Genomic DNA, 18,141 nt, shown 5'->3' on the forward strand with positions numbered 1-18,141 from the left:
TTCCTCCTAATGGTTGCCGCGCGATCAGCGCAGCACACCTTCTTCCAGCAACAGTTTGAAGATAGCTTCGGCGCCCGCCTGCGGCGAGACGTCCTTGAGTACCTGGCCACCGCCGCCGGATGCCTTGGCGGTCGCCGCCTTCATCCGCTCGGCGCCGGTTTTCGCCTTGATCACCTTGAGCCGCTTGGGCCGAGGGCGTGCAGGCTGCAACTGGGCCTCGGCGAACAATACATCCTCCACCAGCTCGACGTCCTCGGCTTCGATGCGACCGCGCCGGGCCGGGCCGAAGGCGCTCTGGCGCGCGCTCGGTGCGGCGTTGTCGACGCTGGCGACGAAGGGCAGGCGCACCTTCAGGCGGCGGCGCTGGCCCCGTGGCAGGGCCTGGAGAATCTGGGCCACGCCGTTGTCCACTTTTTCCACTTCGGCCAGGCCAACCACCAGCGGCCAGCCCAGGCGCTCGGCCAGCAGGTAGGGCAGCATGCCGGAGCCTTCACCGGTTTCCGCCTGGCTGCCGGTGAGCACCAGTTGGGCGCCGCTTTCGCGGAGGAAGTCGCCGAGCGGGGGCAGGGCGTCGTCCTGCGGGCCCTGCTCGAGGACGATCAGCTCTTCCAGGCCCATGCCCAGGTAGGCGCGCAGGGCTTCTTCCCGGGGGTTGCCGGCGTGCACCACGCGCAGGAGCGGGCCGGCGAGGCGCAGGCCGAGCTCCACTGCACGGGCATCCTGGTCGGCGCGGCGCGTGCGACCCGAGGTAGGGTGCGCGCCCACGGAAACCAGGCTGACGATCTTCAATGCGTCATGCGGCATCGCGTGCCCCTCCCTGACGGTATTCGGTGGCCAGCTGGATCAGGGCGGCGAGGATCGCGGCGGAGTCGCCGATCACCGAGAGGTCGGCGCGTTTGATCATGTCGCAGCCCGGGTCCATGTTCACCGCCACCACCTTGTCGCAGGCACCGATGCCTTGCAGGTGCTGGATGGCGCCGGAAATGCCCACGGCCAGATAGACCCGCGCGGTGACCCAGGTGCCGGTGGCGCCTACCTGGCGATTGCGCGGCATGTAGCCGTCGTCCACCGCCACGCGGGAGGCGCCTTCGGTGGCGCCGAGGGCGGCGGCGGCTTGGTGGAACTGGTCCCAGTCCCTGACCCCGTTGCCGCCGGAGAGAATGAACTCCGCCTCGGCCATGGGAATCTGCGCCGGGTCCACGGCCACCGGGCCGAGGTCCTCGATGCGCGGCAGGCTGTGGGCGATGTTCTCGATGAGCTCCAGCGAGCGGGCTTCATGGCGGGTTTCGCTGACCGGCTCGGCGCATTCGGCGGCGGCCAGGATCAGGCGTGGCGCCTTGCGCGCCAGATCCTCGCGGCCGGCACCGGCACGGCCGATGGCCTGCTCGTTGGCAACCTGCCAGACGCGCGTGGCGGGGCGCTCGCCCAGCTTCGCGGCCAGCCGGCGGCCCAGTTCGCCGCCGCCGGTACGGCTATCGGGGAGCAGCCAGTGGCGGGGCGCCAGCTGGCTTTCCACGGCGCCGAGCGCGAGCACCCGGGCCTCAGGCGAATAACCGTCGAAGGCGTCGCCGTCGATACGCAGGATGCGGTCGACGCCGGCGGTGTCGAAGGTGGTTTCCTTGTCGTCGCCGAAGAGCACGGCGACCACCGCGCCCTCGTTGCCGGCGAGCTTGTTGGCCAGGCCCAGGAGGTCCTTGTCGTGGCTGGAGAGACGGCCACCGACCATGTCCGGCACCACGCAGATGTGGAAGGCCGGTTGCTCGATGAGGTGCAGCGGCAGTTGCACCACTTCGGTGGCGCTGCTGCGCTTGCCGACCGTGCCCTGCTGGGTGCCGCTGCGGTCGATGCGCTTGATGCCGTTGGGGCCGATGAAGCCCGCGGCGGCGGCATGGGGATTCTTGCGGACGACGCCGTTGGGGCCCATCCAGCTCGTCTGACCCTGGGTCTGCATGGCGGCATGCAGGGGGTGCAGGCGGTTGCGGGCGATCCACTCGGCGCGCGGGTCGCGGCGGATGATGTCGCTCATAGAGAAGTCTCCAGGGCTGCACGAACGGCCCCCTCTCCCTCCGGGAGAGGGCTGGGGTGAGGGTGGCGGGCAACTCTGAGGCTTCCCTCACCCCCGGTCCCTCTCCCAGAGGGAGAGGGGAGGAAAACGTGCGGACGTCGGATCATCACGCCACCTCCACGGCGGCTTTAACCGCCGACTGCTTTTTTGCTTCCGCCGGTGCCTCGACCAGTACCTCGGCAACCAGTTCGGCGATGTCCTTGATCTCCGGGCGTGGCGCCACCACGCCTTCGAGCATCGCGGTGCACTGCGGGCAGCCCACGGCCACCAGCTCGGCGCCGGTTTCCTTGATGTCCACCATGCGCATATCGGGAATCCGCTGCTTGCCGGGAATGTCGGTGATCGGCGCGCCGCCGCCACCGCCGCAGCAGCGGGAGCGGAAGCCCGAGCGCTGCATTTCCTTCACCTCGATGCCAATGGCCTTGAGTACGGCGCGTGGGGCTTCGTATTCGCCGTTGTAGCGGCCCAGGTAGCACGGGTCGTGGTAGGTGACGCTGGCAGCCTTGCTCTGGCCGAGGGTGAGGCTGCCGCGCTGCACCAGCTCATTGATGAAGGTGCTGTGGTGCAGGACTTCGTAGTTGCCGCCGAGGGCGCCGTACTCGTTCTTCAGCACGTGGAAGCTATGGGGGTCGCAGCTGACAATGCGCTTGAAGCGGTACTGGCCGAGGGTGGCGATATTGCGCTTGGCCAGCAGCTGGAAGGTGGCTTCGTCACCCAGGCGGCGGGCCACGTCACCGCTGTCGCGTTCTTCCAGGCCGAGCACGGCGAAGTCGACCTTGGCGGCTTTCAGCACCTTCACGAAGGCGCGCAGGGTGCGCTGGTTGCGCATGTCGAAGGCGCCGTCGCCGACCCAGAACAGTACTTCGGCTTCCTTCTTCTCGCTCATCAGCGGCAGGTTCAGGTCCGCCGCCCAGTTCAGCCGGCCGCCGGGGGCGAAGCCGCCGGGGTTGTCGGTGGCGATCAGGTTCTCCAGCACCTCGGCACCCTTGTTCGGGGTAGCGCCCTTTTCCAGGGTGAGGTGGCGGCGCATGTCGACGATGGCGTCGACGTGCTCGATCATCATCGGGCATTCCTCGACGCAGGCCCGGCAGGTGGTGCAGGACCACAGCGTCTCGGCGGAAACCAGCGCCTTGCCCTGCAGGGCGACGATCGGCTGGTGCGGGCCGCCGCTGTGTTCACCCAGGGGGATGCCCGGGTAGGGGCTGCCGGCGAACTTGGCGTCGTTGCCGCCAGCGAGGCCGATGACCATGTCCTGGATCAGCTTCTTCGGGTTCAGCGGCTGGCCGGCGGCGAAGGCCGGGCACACCGCCTCGCACTTGCCGCACTGCACGCAGGCGTCGAAGCCGAGCAACTGGTTCCAGGTGAAGTCGGTGGGCTTCTCCACGCCCAGGGGCGCGTGCGGATCGTTCAGGTCCAGTGCCTTGAGGCCGGTGGAGCGGCCGCCGCCGAAGCGTTCGGCGCGGCGGTGCCAGGCTAGGTGCAGGGCGCCGGCGAAGGCGTGCTTCATCGGGCCGCCCCAGGTCATGCCGAAGAACAGCTCGGACACGCCCCAGGCCACGCCGATGGCGAGGATGCCGGCCAACAGCCAGCCGCCGAAGCCTTCAGGGAGGATGCCGGCCACCGGCAGGGTGGCGATGAAGAAACTTGCCGAGAACATCAGCAGGCTCTTCGGCAGGCGCATCCAGGGGCCCTTGGACAGGCGCGCCGGCGGGTTGCGTCGACGCTTGGCGACGAACAGCGCGCCGACGAACATCAGCACGGTGGCGGCCAGCAGGGCGAAGCCGAGGATGCGGCTGTGCAGGCCGAAGCCGTGCACCAGGATCGCCAGCAGGGCCGACAGGACGAAGCCGCCGGCGGTGGCCACGTGGGTCTTGGACATGTACTTGTCGCGCTCGACCACATGGTGCAGGTCCACCAGGTAGCGGCGCGGCATCTTCAGCAGGCCGCCGATCCAGTCGACCTGCGAGGGCCGGCCGCGACGCCACATGAAGAAGCGCTTCGCGGCGCCCAGTACGGCCAGGGCCAGGGCGGCGAAGAGCAGGATGGGGAGAAGGGTGTTGAGCATTGTTGGTCTCCTAACGGGACCTGGAAGCGGCACGGGTGGCTCCCTCTCCCTTCGGGAGAGGGCTGGGGTGAGGGGAGCAGGGCGTCACTGGAAGTTCGTGCCGGCTGTTGCCTCCCTCACCCCCGGCCCCTCTCCCACGGGGAGAGGGGAGCGCTCGTCAGAAGTCCTTGCACAACCGCAGGGCGTCGTAGATCGCCGCGTGCACGTTACGCGGGGCCCCACAGTCGCCGATGCGGAACAGCAGGTAGCCGTCGCCGGGCTGGCTCAGGCAGGGCTGCGGCTTGATCGCGAACAGGGCGTCGACGTCGATCTGGCCCTTGTTGCGCGAGCCTTCCTTGAGGGCGTAGTACAGGCTCTCGTCGGGGCGCACGCCGTTCTCGATGACGATCTGGTCCACCACGCGTTCCTCGCGGGCGCCGGTGTATTCGTTCTCCAGCACCGCCACCACCTTGTCGCCCTCGCGGTAGACCTTCTCCAGCATCAGGTCGCCGGTCATGATCACTTCCTTGGGATACATGCTGCGGTAGTAGGTGGGGAAGGTGGTGCCGCCCATGGCGACGCCCGGCTTGATGTCGTCGGTGACGATCTCGACCTGGGCACCCTTTTCCGACAGGTAGTCCGCCGCCGACATGCCGCCGAACTCGCAGATGGTGTCGTACACCAGTACGTTCTTGCCGGGCTCGACCTTGCCTTCGAGGATGTCCCAGGCGCTCACCACCAGGCCTTCCGCCGCGCCCCAGTGCTCGTTCTGCTCGATGAAGGGGTGGCCGCCGTTGGCCAGGACGACGACGTCCGGGCGCAGGTCGAGGATGGTCTCCGGATCGGCCGCGGTGCCCAGGCGCAGATCGATGCCGAGGCGGGCGATCTCCAGCTGGTACCAGCGGGTGATGCCGGCGATCTGATCACGTTGCGGCGCCTTGGCGGCGATGGTGATCTGGCCGCCGAGCTGGTCCTTCTTCTCGAACAGGGTCACGTCGTGGCCGCGCTCGGCCGCCACGCGCGCCGCTTCCATGCCGGCCGGGCCGCCACCGATCACCACGACCTTGCGCTTGACGCCGGTGGTCTTCTCGATGATGTGCGGCAGGCCCATGTACTCGCGGGTGGTGGCGGCGTTCTGGATGCAGAGCACGTCCAGGCCCTGGTACTGGCGGTCGATGCAGTAGTTGGCGCCGACGCACTGCTTGATCTGGTCCACCTGGCCCATCTTGATCTTGGCGATCAGGTGCGGGTCGGCGATGTGGGCGCGGGTCATGCCGACCATGTCCACGTAGCCGCCTTCGAGGATGCGGGTGGCCTGGTTCGGGTCCTTGATGTTCTGCGCGTGCAGCACCGGCACGTTGACCACTTCCTTGATGCCGGCCGCCAGGTGCAGGAAGGGCTCCGGCGGGAAGCTCATGTTGGGGATCACGTTGGCCAGGGTGTTGTGGGTGTCGGCGCCGGAGCCGACCACGCCGATGAAGTCGAGCATGCCGGTATCGCTGTAGTACTTGGCGATCTGCTTCATGTCTTCGTGGGACAGGCCGTCCGGGTGGAACTCGTCACCGGAGATGCGCAGGCCGACGCAGAAGTCGTCACCCACTTCGGCACGCACGGCTTTCAGCACTTCCAGGCCGAACTTCATGCGGCCCTCGAAGCTGCCGCCCCATTCGTCGGTACGCTTGTTGACGCGCGGGCTCCAGAACTGGTCGATCATGTGCTGGTGCACGGCGGACAGTTCGACACCGTCCAGGCCGCCGGCCTTGGCCCGGCGCGCGGCCTGGGCGAAGTCACCGATCACGCGCCAGATCTCTTCCACTTCGATGGTCTTGCAGGTCGCGCGGTGCACCGGCTCGCGGATGCCCGACGGCGACATCAGGGTCGGCCAGTTGAAGCCGTCCCAGCGGGAGCGGCGGCCCATGTGGGTAATCTGGATCATGATCTTGGCGCCGTGCTTGTGCATGGCGTCGGCCAGATTCTGGAAGTGCGGGATGATGCGGTCGGTGGACAGGTTCACCGAGCTCCACCACTCCTGGGGGCTGTCGCTGGAGACCACGGAGGATCCCCCGCAGATGGCCAGGCCGATGCCGCCCTTGGCTTTCTCCTCGTAGTACTTCACGTAGCGTTCGGTGGTCATGCCGCCATCGGTGGCGATCACCTCGGCGTGGGCGGTGGAGAGCACGCGGTTGCGGATGGTCAGCTTGCCGATCTGGATCGGCTGGAACATTGCTTCGAAAGCCATGATGCGCGCTCCGACTTACAGAGGTTTGACGGTGAACAGGCCATCGTCGTGGCCTTCTTCCGAGCCGCCGTAGACCTGCTCGGCGACGGTACGAACGCTGCTGCCGCGGGCCTGGAGGATCTGGTCCATGGCGCCGGCGAACCAGCCGGTGAACATGTAGTCGACCTTGCGGCCCACCTTGCCGTACACGTAGACGAAGGCGGAGTGCTTCAGGCGCACCTGGGCGGTGCCCTTGTCGAGGTCGATCGCTTCGATCTGGAACAGGCCCCAGCCGCGCTGGGACAGGCGCTTCATGTAGTGCTCGAACACCGCCACACCTTCCAGGCCGTGGCATTCGGCTTCCTTCTCGCACCAGTGCCAGGCGGACTTGTAGCCGGCCTTGTAGAGGATCTCGGCGTAGCGCTCCGGGCCCAGCTCGGCTTCGATGCCCATGTGGTTGTTGACGAAGAAGTGACGGGGCACGTACAGCATCGGCAGGGCGTCGGTGGTCCAGACACCGGTTTCGCTGTCGACTTCGATGGGCAGTTCGGGGGCGTGTTTGGCCATGTTGTTCAAGCTCCGGAATTCGATTCGCAATGGGGCTGGCCTGTCCGTAGGTTGGCGCTGAGCTTGCGAAGCCCAACACCCGGTTCGGAGAACCGGCCAGCGGCGTTCTGATGAAATCGTGGGAGCGCTGCGCGCTCCTTGTTGGGCTTCGCTGCGCTCTGCACCAACCTACGTCGGGGGCTTGGGGCTATTCGCCCCAGACATCCTTCAACACGCGGACCCAGTTCTCGCCCATGACCTTGCGCACCACGCGCTCGGGCATGCCGCGCTTGAGCAGGGTCTCGGTGAGGTTGGGGAACTCGCCCACGGTGCGGATGCCCAGCGGGTTGACGATCTTGCCGAAGTTGGTCAGGCGGCGGGCGTAACCCTTGTCGTGGGTCAGCCACTCGAAGAAGTCCTGGCCATGGCCCTGGGTGAAGTCGGTGCCGATGCCGATGGCGTCTTCACCAACGAGGTTCATCACGTACTCGATGGCCTCGGCGTAGTCGTCGATGGTCGAATCGATGCCCTTGGCGAGGAAGGGGGCGAACATGGTCACGCCGACGAAACCGCCGTGGTCGGCGATGAACTTCAGTTCTTCATCGGACTTGTTGCGCGGGTGTTCCTTCAGGCCGGACGGCAGGCAGTGGGAGTAGCAGACCGGTTTCTTCGATTCGAGGATGACTTCCTCGGATGTCTTGGAGCCCACGTGGGAGAGGTCGCACATGACGCCGACGCGGTTCATCTCGGCGACGATCTCGCGACCGAAGCCGGACAGGCCGCCGTCGCGCTCGTAGCAGCCGGTGCCGACCAGGTTCTGGGTGTTGTAGCACATCTGCACAATGCCCACGCCGAGCTGCTTGAACACCTCGACATAGCCGATCTGGTCCTCGAACGCATGGGCGTTCTGGAAGCCGAAGAGGATGCCGGTCTTGCCCTGCTCCTTGGCCTTGCGGATGTCGGCGGTGGTGCGCACCGGGATCACCAGGTCGCTGTTCTCGCGGATCAGCTTGCTGCTGGCGGCGATGTTGTTCACCGTCGCCTGGAAGCCTTCCCAGACCGATACGGTGCAGTTGGCCGCGGTCAGCCCGCCCTTGCGCATGTCTTCGAAGAGTTCACGGTTCCATTTGGCAATGATCAGACCGTCGATGACGATGCTGTCGGCGTGCAGTTCGGCTGGGCTCATCAGGCTGTCCCCTGTTATCCATGCGCCGAATCTTCTGCCGGCGCTTTGAGGGGAGCATATCCCCGGGGGATTCGGCGCTATCGCGCAAAAGCGACCGGGGTATTTCCGAAAGCGTCAAGCCGGTCGCGAATGGGCATGCGGGGTTCGGAAGGGTGATTTCGGGGGGGGCTTGGCGGGGCTCTTGTGGGGGCGATTTCAATCGCCAAGCGGGCCGCGGGTCCGCCATGCGGCGTCGAGGAGGGCAACTCCGTTGCCCTTGGCGAATGAATTCGTCCCTACTGGCCTATGCAGACTGAACCGCAGGTCCGCCTCCCATCGACCTCCTCTGCGCACCGCCTATAAAGGTAGGTACGGCACCGCCCAGGCCCCGGGTCGGTTTCAGGATGCGAAGGGTCGCTGAGGTGCAATTGCCGGACGGCGAGGATGGCAAGCTCGCCGAATGCCCCGACACGCGCGCGCAGACGCTCGGCCGGGACCCGCAGCCGAAGACCTCCGGACTACTGGCCAACAGCGTGGTCCGCGAAGCAGAGGAACGCTGTATGCCTGATGAGACGCTTCACCTGCCACTGATCCACAGCGTGCTGGAACGCGAGAAGGACACCCCCGGTGCCCTGCTGCCGATCCTGCATGCCATCCAGGATGGCGCCGGGTACATCCCCGACCTCGCCATCGCCGAGATCGCCCATGCCCTCAACCTCAGCCTGGCCGAGGTGCGCGGGGTGATCAGCTTCTACCACGATTTCCGCACCACGCCGCCGGCGCGCCACACCCTGCGCCTGTGCCGCGCCGAATCCTGCCAGAGCATGGGCGCCGAGCGCCTGGCCGCGCAGTTGCGCGAGCAGCTGGAGCTGGACGATCACGGCACCAGCGCCGACGGCCAGATCAGCCTGCGGCCGGTCTACTGCCTGGGGGCCTGCGCCTGCTCGCCGGCACTGGAACTGGACGGCCGTTTGCATGCCCGACTCACTCCCGAGCACCTGCGTGACCTGGTGAACGGCTGCCTGGAGGAAGGCTCATGCTGAGGCTGTGCATTCCCTGCGATTCGGTGGCCCGCGCCGTGGGCGCTGATGAGGTCGCCGACAGCCTGCTGCGCGAGGCCGAACGCCGGCAGCTGCCGATCGAGCTGTTGCGCACCAGTTCCCGTGGGCTCTACTGGCTGGAGCCGCTGCTGGAGCTGGAAGGCCCCGAGGGGCGCCTGGGCTTCGGCCCGCTGACGGCGGCGGACGTGCCGTCCGTGCTGGATGCCCTTGCGGGCAATGCCGGCAGCCATCCACTGGCCCTGGGGCCGGTGGAGGAAATTCCCTACCTGAAGAGCCAGCAGCGCCTGCTCTTCGCCCGCGCCGGCATCACCCGCCCGCTGTCCCTGGAGGACTATCGGGCCCGTGGCGGCTTCGAGGGCCTGGACCGCGCCATCGCCCTGGGCGGCGAGGCAACCGTCGCCGCGGTGCTGGATTCCGGTCTGCGTGGCCGGGGCGGCGCGGCCTTCCCGGCGGGTATCAAGTGGCGCACGGTGCGCGAGGCCGGCGCCGGGCAGAAATACGTGGTGTGCAACGCCGACGAAGGCGACTCCGGCACCTTCGCCGACCGCATGCTGATGGAGGGCGACCCCTTCCTGCTGATCGAGGGCATGGCCATTGCCGGGCTCGCCGTCGGTGCCAGCATGGGCTACGTCTATGTGCGCTCCGAGTACCCGGACGCCATCGACACCCTGAACCAGGCCCTGCGCATCGCGCGGGAGGCCGGCTACCTCGGCGCCAATGCGGGCGGCAGTGGTCGGGCCTTCGACCTGGACGTACGGGTCGGCGCCGGCGCCTATATCTGCGGTGAAGAAACCGCCCTGCTGGACTCCCTCGAGGGCAAGCGCGGCACCGTCCGCGCCAAGCCGCCGCTGCCGGCGCTGCAAGGCCTGTTCGGCCTTCCAACCCTGGTGCACAACGTGCTCACCCTGGCCTCGGTGCCAATCATCCTGGCGCGGGGCGCGCAGTTCTACCGCGACTTCGGCATGGGCCGCTCCCTGGGCACCATGCCCTTCCAGCTGGCCGGCAATATCCGCCACGGCGGCCTGGTGGAGCGCGCCTTCGGCCTGACCCTGCGGGAACTGGTGGAAGGCTATGGCGGCGGTACCGCCAGCGGCCGCCCGCTGAAGGCCGCGCAAGTGGGTGGCCCCCTGGGCGCCTGGGTGCCGCCCGCACAGTTCGATACACCTTTGGACTACGAGGCGTTCGCCGCCATGGGCGCGATGCTCGGCCACGGCGGCGTGGTGGTGGCCGACGACAGCCTGGACATGGCGCGCATGGCCCGTTTCGCCCTGCAGTTCTGCGCCGAGGAATCCTGCGGCAAGTGCACGCCGTGCCGGATCGGCTCCACCCGTGGCGTGGAAGTGGTGGACCGGCTGATCGCCTCCACCAACGCCGCCGCCCGCGAGGAGCAGGCCGAGCTGCTCAGGGACCTCTGCGACACCCTGCAGTCCGGCTCGCTCTGCGCCCTGGGCGGGATGACCTCGTACCCGGTGGCCAGCGCCCTCAAGCATTTCCCCGCCGACTTCGGTCTGCAGACCTCGGAGGCCGACCAATGATCAATCTCTTCGACCCCGCCAGCGACATCGACCTCGGCACCCCGGCCCGCGACAGCGAGGTGCAGGTCAGCCTGAGCATCGACGGCCGCGAGATCAGCGTGCCGGCGGGCACCTCGGTGATGCGTGCCGCCGCGCTGCTCGGCACCACCATCCCCAAACTTTGCGCCACCGACAGCCTGGAGCCCTTCGGCTCCTGCCGCATGTGCCTGGTGGAGATCGACGGTATGCGCGGCTACCCGGCCTCCTGCACCACGCCCGTGACCGAAGGTATGGTGGTCCACACCCAGACGCCGAAGCTGGCCACCCTGCGGCGCAACGTCATGGAGCTGTACATCTCCGACCACCCGCTGGACTGCCTGACCTGCTCGGCCAACGGCAACTGCGAGCTGCAGACCGTGGCCGGCCAGGTGGGCCTGCGGGAGGTGCGCTACGGCTTTGACGGCGCCAACCACCTGGCCGAGGCCAAGGACGTTTCCAACCCCTATTTCGACTACGACCCGAGCAAGTGCATCGTCTGCAACCGCTGCGTGCGCGCCTGCGAGGAAACCCAGGGCACCTTCGCCCTGACCATCAGCGGGCGCGGCTTCGATTCGCGGGTCAGTGCCGCCGGCGGCGAGGATTTCCTCGACTCCGAATGCGTGTCCTGCGGCGCCTGCGTGCAGGCCTGCCCGACCGCCACCCTGATGGAAAAGAGCGTGGTGGAAATGGGCCAGCCGGAGCGCAGCGTAATCACCACCTGTGCCTACTGCGGGGTGGGTTGCTCGTTCCGCGCCGAGATGAAGGGCGACCAGCTGGTACGCATGGTCCCGGACAAGAACGGCCAGGCCAACCACGGCCATTCCTGCGTCAAGGGCCGCTTCGCCTGGGGCTACGCCACCCACCCGGACCGCATCACCAAGCCGATGATCCGCAAGCACCTCTCGGACCCCTGGCAGGAAGTCAGCTGGGACGAGGCGGTGAACTACGCGGCCAGCGAGTTCCGTCGCATCCAGCTCAAGTACGGGCGCGACTCCATCGGCGGCATCACCTCCAGTCGCTGCACCAACGAAGAGACCTATCTGGTGCAGAAGCTGGTGCGCGCCGGCTTCGGCAACAACAACGTCGACACCTGTGCGCGGGTCTGCCACTCGCCCACCGGCTACGGCCTGAAACAGACCCTGGGCGAATCCGCCGGCACCCAGAGCTTCGACTCGGTGATGCAGGCCGACGTGGTCCTGGTGATAGGCGCCAACCCCACCGACGCCCACCCGGTGTTCGGCTCCCAGCTCAAGCGCCGGCTGCGCCAGGGCGCGCGACTGATCGTCATCGACCCTCGGCGCATCGACCTGGTGGACTCCCCCCACGCCCGCGCCGAGTTGCACCTGGCGCTGCGCCCGGGCACCAACGTGGCCATGCTCAACGCCCTGGCCCACGTCATCGTCAGCGAAGGCCTGGTCAACCAGGACTTCGTCGACGCCCGCTGCGAGGCTGCCGATTTCGCCCGCTGGCGCGATTTCGTCGGCCTGCCGGAGAACGCCCCGGAAGTGCTGGGCCCGGTCTGCGGCGTGCCCGCCGAGCAGATCCGCGCCGCCGCCCGGCTCTACGCCACCGGCGGCAATGCGGCGATCTACTACGGCCTGGGTGTCACCGAGCACAGCCAGGGCAGCACCGCCGTTATGGGTATCGCCAACCTCGCCATGGTCACTGGCAACATTGGTCGCGAAGGGGTGGGGGTGAACCCGCTGCGCGGGCAGAACAACGTCCAGGGCTCCTGCGACATGGGCTCCTTCCCCCACGAGCTGCCCGGCTATCGGCATATCTCCAACGAGGCGGTGCGCCACCAGTTCGAGCAGGCCTGGGGCGTGACCCTGCAGCCCGATCCGGGCCTGCGTATCCCCAACATGTTCGAGGCGGCCCTGGGCGGCACCTTCAAGGCGCTCTACTGCCAGGGCGAGGACATCGCCCAGAGCGATCCCAACACCCAGCACGTCACCGCTGCGTTGTCGGCGATGGAGTGCGTGGTGGTGCAGGACATCTTCCTCAACGAAACCGCCAAGTTCGCCCATGTGTTCCTGCCGGGCAGTTCCTTCCTCGAGAAGGACGGCACCTTCACCAACGCCGAGCGCCGCATCTCCCGCGTGCGCAAGGTGATGGACCCGCTGGGCGGCAAGGCCGACTGGGAAGCCACCGTGGCGCTGGCCAATGCCCTGGGTTACCGGATGGACTACAAGCACCCGTCCGAGATCATGGACGAGATCGCCCGCCTGACACCAACCTTCACCCGCGTCAGCTACGCCGAACTGGACCGACATGGCAGCCTGCAGTGGCCCTGCAACGATGCCGCGCCGGACGGCACGCCGACCATGCATATCGAGGAGTTCGCCCGTGGCAAGGGCCGCTTCATGCTCACCGGCTACGTGCCCACCGAAGAGAAGGTCAACAACCGCTACCCACTGCTGCTGACCACCGGCCGCATCCTCAGCCAGTACAACGTCGGCGCCCAGACCCGGCGCACCGACAACGTCGCCTGGCACGACGAGGACCGACTGGAGATCCACCCGACCGATGCCGAAAGCCGTGGAATCAGCGAGGGCGACTGGGTAGGCGTGGGCAGCCGCGCCGGACAGACCGTGCTGCGCGCCAGGGTCAGCGAACGGGTGGCGCCGGGCGTGGTGTACACCACCTTCCACTTCCCCGAGTCGGGGGCCAACGTGATCACCACCGACAACTCCGACTGGGCCACCAACTGCCCGGAATACAAGGTCACGGCGGTGGAAGTCGCACGGGTCTACCAGCCGTCGGAGTGGCAGAAGCGCTATCAGGCATTCAGTGACGAACAGCGGCGATTGCTCAAGGAACGTCGCAGGACCGAAAAAGCGGAGGTACGCCGATGAGCACCGAGAACCTGATCAAGATGGCCAACCAGATCGCCCAGTTCTTCGCCTCCGAGCCGGACAAGGAACAGGCCGTGAAGGGCGTGCGCCAGCACCTGCAGAGCTTCTGGACGCCGGCCATGCGCATCGAGCTGATGGCCTGGCAGGTCGAGCAGCGCGGCGCCGCCTTGCACCCCCTGGTGCGGGAGGCGCTGACCGAGCAGGGAAGGGCGGTGTAGGTCCTTGTGGGGGCTTCTCCTTGTGGGGGCGAATTCATTCGCCAAGGGCGGCGCAGCTGCCCCCTGCAAGGTCGCCGGGCAGACCTGCGGTCTGCTTGGCGAATGAATTCGCCCCTACGGGGTTGTCCGCTGGGCCGGCTCCTGGTCCGGATGCTCATGCCGGTCCTGGCTCGGGCAGTTGGCGAAGCGCGCCCGGTAGGCGCGGGAGAAGTAGGACGAGGACTCGAAGCCGCAGGCCAGGGCCACTTCCAGCACGCTCATGTCGGTCTGGCGCAATAGCTGGCGGCCCTTCTCCAGGCGCAGGCCGAGGTAGAAATTCGACGGCGTTTCCTTCAGGTGCAGACGGAACAGCCGCTCCAGCTGGCGCGGGGTGACGCTCACCCGCGCGGCCAGTTCCTTTGACGAGAGTGGCGTCTCGCTGTGCCGCTGCATCTCGCCGATCACCTGCCCCAACTTCTTGTTATGGACGTTGAATCGACTGGCGATCTGCATGCGCTGGTGGTCCTGGCGGGTGCGGATGCGGCCCAGCACGAACTGCTCGGACACCTGCAGGGCCAGGGCCTCGCCGTGGCTCCTGGCGATCAGGGTGAGCATCAGGTCGAGGCTGGCGGTACCGCCGGCACTGGTGATGCGCCGGTCGTCGATCTCGAAGAGTTCCTGGGTGGCGTTGAGCGTCGGATAGCGCTCGTGGAAGGCCTCCAGGGCTTCCCAGTGCAAGGTCAGGCGCTGCCGGGAAAGCAGCTCGGCTTCGGCCAGCACGAAGCTGCCGGTGTCGATGCCGCCCAGCTGCAGGCCATCGCGTTCAGCGCGACCCAGCCAATGCGCCAGGCGCGGGCTGAAGCTGGCCAACGGGTCGAATCCCGCCACCACGAACAGGCAGTCACCTTCGGCCGGCGCGTCCAGTCCGCCGTCGACGTTCAGCGACATGCCGTTGCTGCCCGCCACGGGACCACCATCCAGGCTCAGCAGGCGCCAGCGATAGAGTTCCCCGCGAAATCGATTGGCCACCCGCAGGGGTTCCACCGCCGACATCAACCCCATCATCGAGAAGCCCGGAAGAAGGAGAAAGCTGAAGGTCTGTGACATGTGCACTTTCCGCGAGGGGGGTGAGTCACTAAAAGACAATGGCGATGCGAGTGCAAGAAAGGAGGTCGTTCCTGTTCAACAGGTAGTCGCTTTAGTTCGAATCGACCGGCTCCGCGCTGCGTAATTTGTCTCCATCGGGTTGTCGTGGTGCCCGAGAACGGAAGGAGTCGCCCCCGGCTCCTGAAAACAAATACATGAACCGTTTGGCCGCAAGGGGAGCATCAATGAAACGTCTTACCGCATTCGCTGGTTGCTGTTTGTTCGCCCTCTCTACTTCCGCCGCGCTCGCCGCCGACGACGCCAGTTGCCAGAAGATCCGCGTGGGTCTGGTGGGTTGGACCGATGTGGTCGCCACCACCGCCGTTGCCAACGAATTGCTCGGCAGCCTGGGCTACCAGACCACCCAGACCCAGGCGTCGCAGCAGATCATTTTCGCCGGCATCCAGAAGAAACAGGTCGATGTATTCCTCGGCTACTGGAAGCCGATCATGGACGACAACATCAAGCCCTTCATCGAGTCGAAATCGGTCAGGGTGGCCGCCGAGCCTTCGCTCAACGACGCCGTGGCCGTCCTCGCCGTGCCCAGCTACACCGCCGAGCAGGGCCTGCGTACCTTCGCCGACATCGCCAAGTTCAAGGACCAGCTCGACGGCAAGATCTACGGTATCGAGTCCGGTTCCGGCGCCAACATCGCCATCCAGAAGATGATCGACACCAACCAGTTCGGCCTCGGCGAGTTCAAGCTGGTGGAGTCCAGCGAGGCGGCCATGCTCACGGCGGTCAAGCGCGCGGTGAAGAACAACAAGCCGGTGGTGTTCTTCGGCTGGAAGCCGCACCCGATGAACATCCAGATGCCCATCACCTACCTCAGCGGCAGTGAGGATGTGTTCGGCCCCAATGACGGCGCCGCCACGGTTTCCGTCGTTACCGCGCCGGACTTCGCCCAACGCTGCCCCAACGCCGACCGGCTGCTGTCCAACCTGCGCTTTTCCAGCGACCAGGAAGCCCAGCTGATGCAGCCGATCATGGACCGCGAAGACCCGGCCAAGGTCGCCCGCGAATGGCTCAAGGCCAATCCGGAAGTGGTCAAGGGCTGGCTCGCCGGGGTCACCACCTTCGACGGCAAGAACGGCGTCGAAAGCGCCTTCGCCTCACTGAAGTAATCACACGCAACACAGGGTGCGCGGGTATCCCCGCGCACGGCTTCCGATCGCCTCGCAGAAGGATGAAATACCGTGAACCATGAAGTCATAGTCACCTGTGCCGTCACCGGCGCCGGCGATACCGTCGGCAAGCATCCGGCCATTCCCGTCACCCCGAAGGAAATCGCCGCCGCCGCCATCGAGGCGGCGAAGGCCGGCGCCACCGTCGCCCACTGCCATGTACGCGACCCGAAAACCGGCAAGCCCAGCCGCGACGTGGCCCTGTACCGCGAGCTGGTGGAGCGCATCCGCGAGAGCGACACCGACATCATCATCAACCTCACCGCAGGCATGGGCGGCGACCTGGAGATCGGCAAGGGCGAGCAGCCCCTGGAGTTCGGCACCGGCACCGACCTGGTGGGACCGCTGGAGCGCCTGGCCCATGTCGAGGAACTGTTGCCGGAAATCTGCACCCTGGACTGCGGCACCCTGAACTTCGGCGATGGCGACTTCATCTACGTCTCCACCCCGGCCCAGCTGCGCGCCGGCGCCAAACGCATCACCGAGCTGGGGGTGAAGGCCGAGCTGGAAATCTTCGACACCGGCCATCTCTGGTTCGCCAAGCAGATGCTCAAGGAGGGCCTGCTGGAAGACCCGCTGATCCAGATCTGCCTGGGGATTCCGTGGGGCGCGCCGGCCGATACCACCACCATGAAGGCCATGGCCGACAACCTGCCGCCCGGCATCACCTGGGCCGGTTTCGGCATCGGCCGCTCGCAGATGCCCATGGTGGCCCAGGCCATGCTGCTGGGCGGCAACGTGCGGGTGGGGCTGGAGGACAACATCTGGCTCGACCGGGGCGTACACGCCAGCAACGGCCAGCTTGTGGAGCGGGCCATCGAGATCATAGAGCGCCTCGGCGGCCGTGCCCTGAGCCCGGCCGAGGGCCGCGAAAAGATGAAGCTCAAGCGTCGTGGCTGAGCCCTGTCATGCAACCGTAGGTTGGCGCTGAGCGCCGCGAAGCCCAACGCGTTGTTGGGTTCCGTTCCTCTACCCAACCTACGGATCGACGTAGTGACGTAGCCCGGATGTAATCCGGGAGCGAATCCGATGCCATTTCCCGGATTGCATCCGGGCTACAGAACCAGGAGTTCCCGATGTCCTTCGTTACCCAGATCAAGACCTTCGCCGCCCTCGGCAGCGGCGTCATCGGCAGCGGCTGGATCGCCCGCGCCCTGGCCCACGGCCTCGACGTGATCGCCTGGGACCCGGCGCCCGGCGCCGAAGCCGCCCTGCGCGCGCGCATCGCCAACGCCTGGCCGGCGCTGCAGAAGCAGGGCCTCGCGCCCGGCGCCTCGCAGGATCGCCTGCGCTTCGTCGAAACCATCGAGGAATGCGTGCGTGATGCCGACTTCGTCCAGGAAAGCGCGCCGGAGCGCCTCGACCTCAAGCTCGACCTGCACGCGAAGATCAGCGCGGCGGCGCGCCCCAACGTGATCATCGGCTCCAGCACCTCGGGCCTGCTGCCCAGCGAGTTCTACGCCGACGCCGTCCACCCCGAACGCTGCGTGGTGGGACACCCGTTCAACCCGGTGTACCTGTTGCCGCTGGTGGAAGTGGTGGGGGGCGAAAAGACCGCGCCGGAAGCGGTGCAGGCGGCCATCGAGGTCTACACCGCGCTGGGCATGCGTCCTTTGCACGTGCGCAAGGAAGTGCCCGGTTTCATTGCCGACCGCCTGCTCGAAGCGCTCTGGCGCGAGGCGTTGCACCTGGTCAACGACGGCGTGGCCACCACCGGCGAAATCGACGATGCGATCCGCTTCGGCGCCGGGTTGCGCTGGTCCTTCATGGGTACCTTCCTCACCTATACACTGGCGGGCGGCAACGCCGGGATGCGCCACTTCATGGCCCAGTTCGGTCCGGCCCTGCAACTGCCCTGGACCTATCTGCCGGCCCCGGAACTGACCGACAGCCTGATCGACAGCGTGGTGGAGGGCACCGCCGAGCAGCAGGGTTCGCGCAGCATCGCCGAGCTGGAGCGCTATCGTGACGACTGCCTGATGGCGGTACTTGGCGCCATAAAGGAGACCAAGGCCAAGCACGGCTTCGCCTTCGCCGACTGACCCCTTCGTCGGGCCCCGGGCTCGGCGCCAACCTGTGGGAGAGCCCGGGTTGGCGTTGAGCGGGA

14 protein-coding genes are annotated in these 18,141 nt (G+C 67.1%); 7 read left to right on the plus strand and 7 right to left on the minus strand.

The features are described 5' to 3' along the window. Positions 1-24: 24 nt before the first annotated feature. The 6 genes from etfB to PCA10_RS02025 form a co-directional block, all read right to left on the minus strand. Positions 25-804, minus strand: a complete 780-nt coding sequence (gene etfB / locus PCA10_RS02000) for an electron transfer flavoprotein subunit beta (RefSeq protein WP_016490349.1) — start codon at positions 802-804, stop codon at positions 25-27. Next, the gene (gene etfA / locus PCA10_RS02005) at positions 794-2,026 is read right to left on the minus strand and encodes an electron transfer flavoprotein subunit alpha (RefSeq protein ID WP_016490350.1); all 1,233 of its coding nucleotides are present in this window, start codon (positions 2,024-2,026) and stop codon (positions 794-796) included. The genes etfB and etfA overlap by 11 nt, the downstream gene beginning before the upstream one ends. Positions 2,027-2,171: 145 nt before the next feature. Beyond that, on the minus strand, positions 2,172-4,130 hold the full coding sequence (dgcB, locus tag PCA10_RS02010; RefSeq protein WP_016490351.1) for a dimethylglycine demethylation protein DgcB: 1,959 nt from the start codon (positions 4,128-4,130) through the stop codon (positions 2,172-2,174). A gap of 157 nt (positions 4,131-4,287) precedes the next feature. Continuing rightward, positions 4,288-6,348 (minus strand): dimethylglycine demethylation protein DgcA, encoded by a 2,061-nt coding sequence (dgcA, locus tag PCA10_RS02015; protein ID WP_016490352.1) that lies wholly within the window; start codon positions 6,346-6,348, stop codon positions 4,288-4,290. Positions 6,349-6,363: 15 nt separating this feature from the next. Then, positions 6,364-6,894 carry a DUF5943 domain-containing protein gene (locus PCA10_RS02020; protein ID WP_016490353.1) on the minus strand — a complete coding sequence of 177 codons (531 nt, stop codon included), beginning with the start codon at positions 6,892-6,894 and terminating at the stop codon, positions 6,364-6,366. Between the two features lie 187 nt (positions 6,895-7,081). Next, a complete protein-coding gene (locus tag PCA10_RS02025; protein WP_016490354.1) occupies positions 7,082-8,059 on the minus strand; it encodes a dipeptidase in 978 nt (325 codons plus the stop codon). Positions 8,060-8,598: 539 nt separating this feature from the next. On the opposite strand from PCA10_RS02025, the gene PCA10_RS02030 reads away from it, so the two are divergent. The 4 genes from PCA10_RS02030 to PCA10_RS02045 are packed head-to-tail and all read left to right on the plus strand — an operon-like array spanning position 8,599 to position 13,725. Beyond that, entirely contained in the window at positions 8,599-9,081 is a 483-nt protein-coding gene (locus PCA10_RS02030; RefSeq protein ID WP_041770493.1) for a formate dehydrogenase subunit gamma, read from the plus strand. After that, on the plus strand, positions 9,075-10,634 hold the full coding sequence (locus PCA10_RS02035) for a formate dehydrogenase beta subunit (protein ID WP_016490356.1): 1,560 nt from the start codon (positions 9,075-9,077) through the stop codon (positions 10,632-10,634). The genes PCA10_RS02030 and PCA10_RS02035 overlap by 7 nt, the downstream gene beginning before the upstream one ends. Further along, positions 10,631-13,507, plus strand: coding sequence for a formate dehydrogenase subunit alpha (gene fdhF / locus PCA10_RS02040; RefSeq protein ID WP_016490357.1), 2,877 nt, complete (start codon positions 10,631-10,633; stop codon positions 13,505-13,507). The genes PCA10_RS02035 and fdhF overlap by 4 nt, the downstream gene beginning before the upstream one ends. After that, the gene (locus tag PCA10_RS02045) at positions 13,504-13,725 is read left to right on the plus strand and encodes a formate dehydrogenase subunit delta (RefSeq protein WP_016490358.1); all 222 of its coding nucleotides are present in this window, start codon (positions 13,504-13,506) and stop codon (positions 13,723-13,725) included. The genes fdhF and PCA10_RS02045 overlap by 4 nt, the downstream gene beginning before the upstream one ends. 114 nt (positions 13,726-13,839) lie before the next feature. Here the strand turns inward: PCA10_RS02045 and PCA10_RS02050 are convergent, their stop codons facing one another. After that, the gene (locus PCA10_RS02050) at positions 13,840-14,811 is read right to left on the minus strand and encodes a GlxA family transcriptional regulator (protein ID WP_041770105.1); all 972 of its coding nucleotides are present in this window, start codon (positions 14,809-14,811) and stop codon (positions 13,840-13,842) included. Between the two features lie 224 nt (positions 14,812-15,035). On the opposite strand from PCA10_RS02050, the gene choX reads away from it, so the two are divergent. The 3 genes from choX (at position 15,036) to PCA10_RS02065 (ending at position 18,076) form a co-directional block, all read left to right on the plus strand. Continuing rightward, entirely contained in the window at positions 15,036-15,974 is a 939-nt protein-coding gene (gene choX, locus PCA10_RS02055; protein ID WP_016490360.1) for a choline ABC transporter substrate-binding protein, read from the plus strand. Between the two features lie 72 nt (positions 15,975-16,046). Beyond that, positions 16,047-16,934: a 3-dehydrocarnitine:acetyl-CoA trimethylamine transferase CdhC gene (cdhC, locus tag PCA10_RS02060; protein WP_016490361.1), complete on the plus strand. Its 888-nt coding sequence runs from the start codon at positions 16,047-16,049 to the stop codon at positions 16,932-16,934. A gap of 176 nt (positions 16,935-17,110) precedes the next feature. Further along, positions 17,111-18,076 (plus strand): L-carnitine dehydrogenase, encoded by a 966-nt coding sequence (locus PCA10_RS02065; RefSeq protein WP_016490362.1) that lies wholly within the window; start codon positions 17,111-17,113, stop codon positions 18,074-18,076. Positions 18,077-18,141 lie beyond the last annotated feature (65 nt).

It is taken from the genome of Pseudomonas resinovorans NBRC 106553 (assembly GCF_000412695.1).
Lineage (GTDB): Bacteria > Pseudomonadota > Gammaproteobacteria > Pseudomonadales > Pseudomonadaceae > Metapseudomonas > Metapseudomonas resinovorans_A.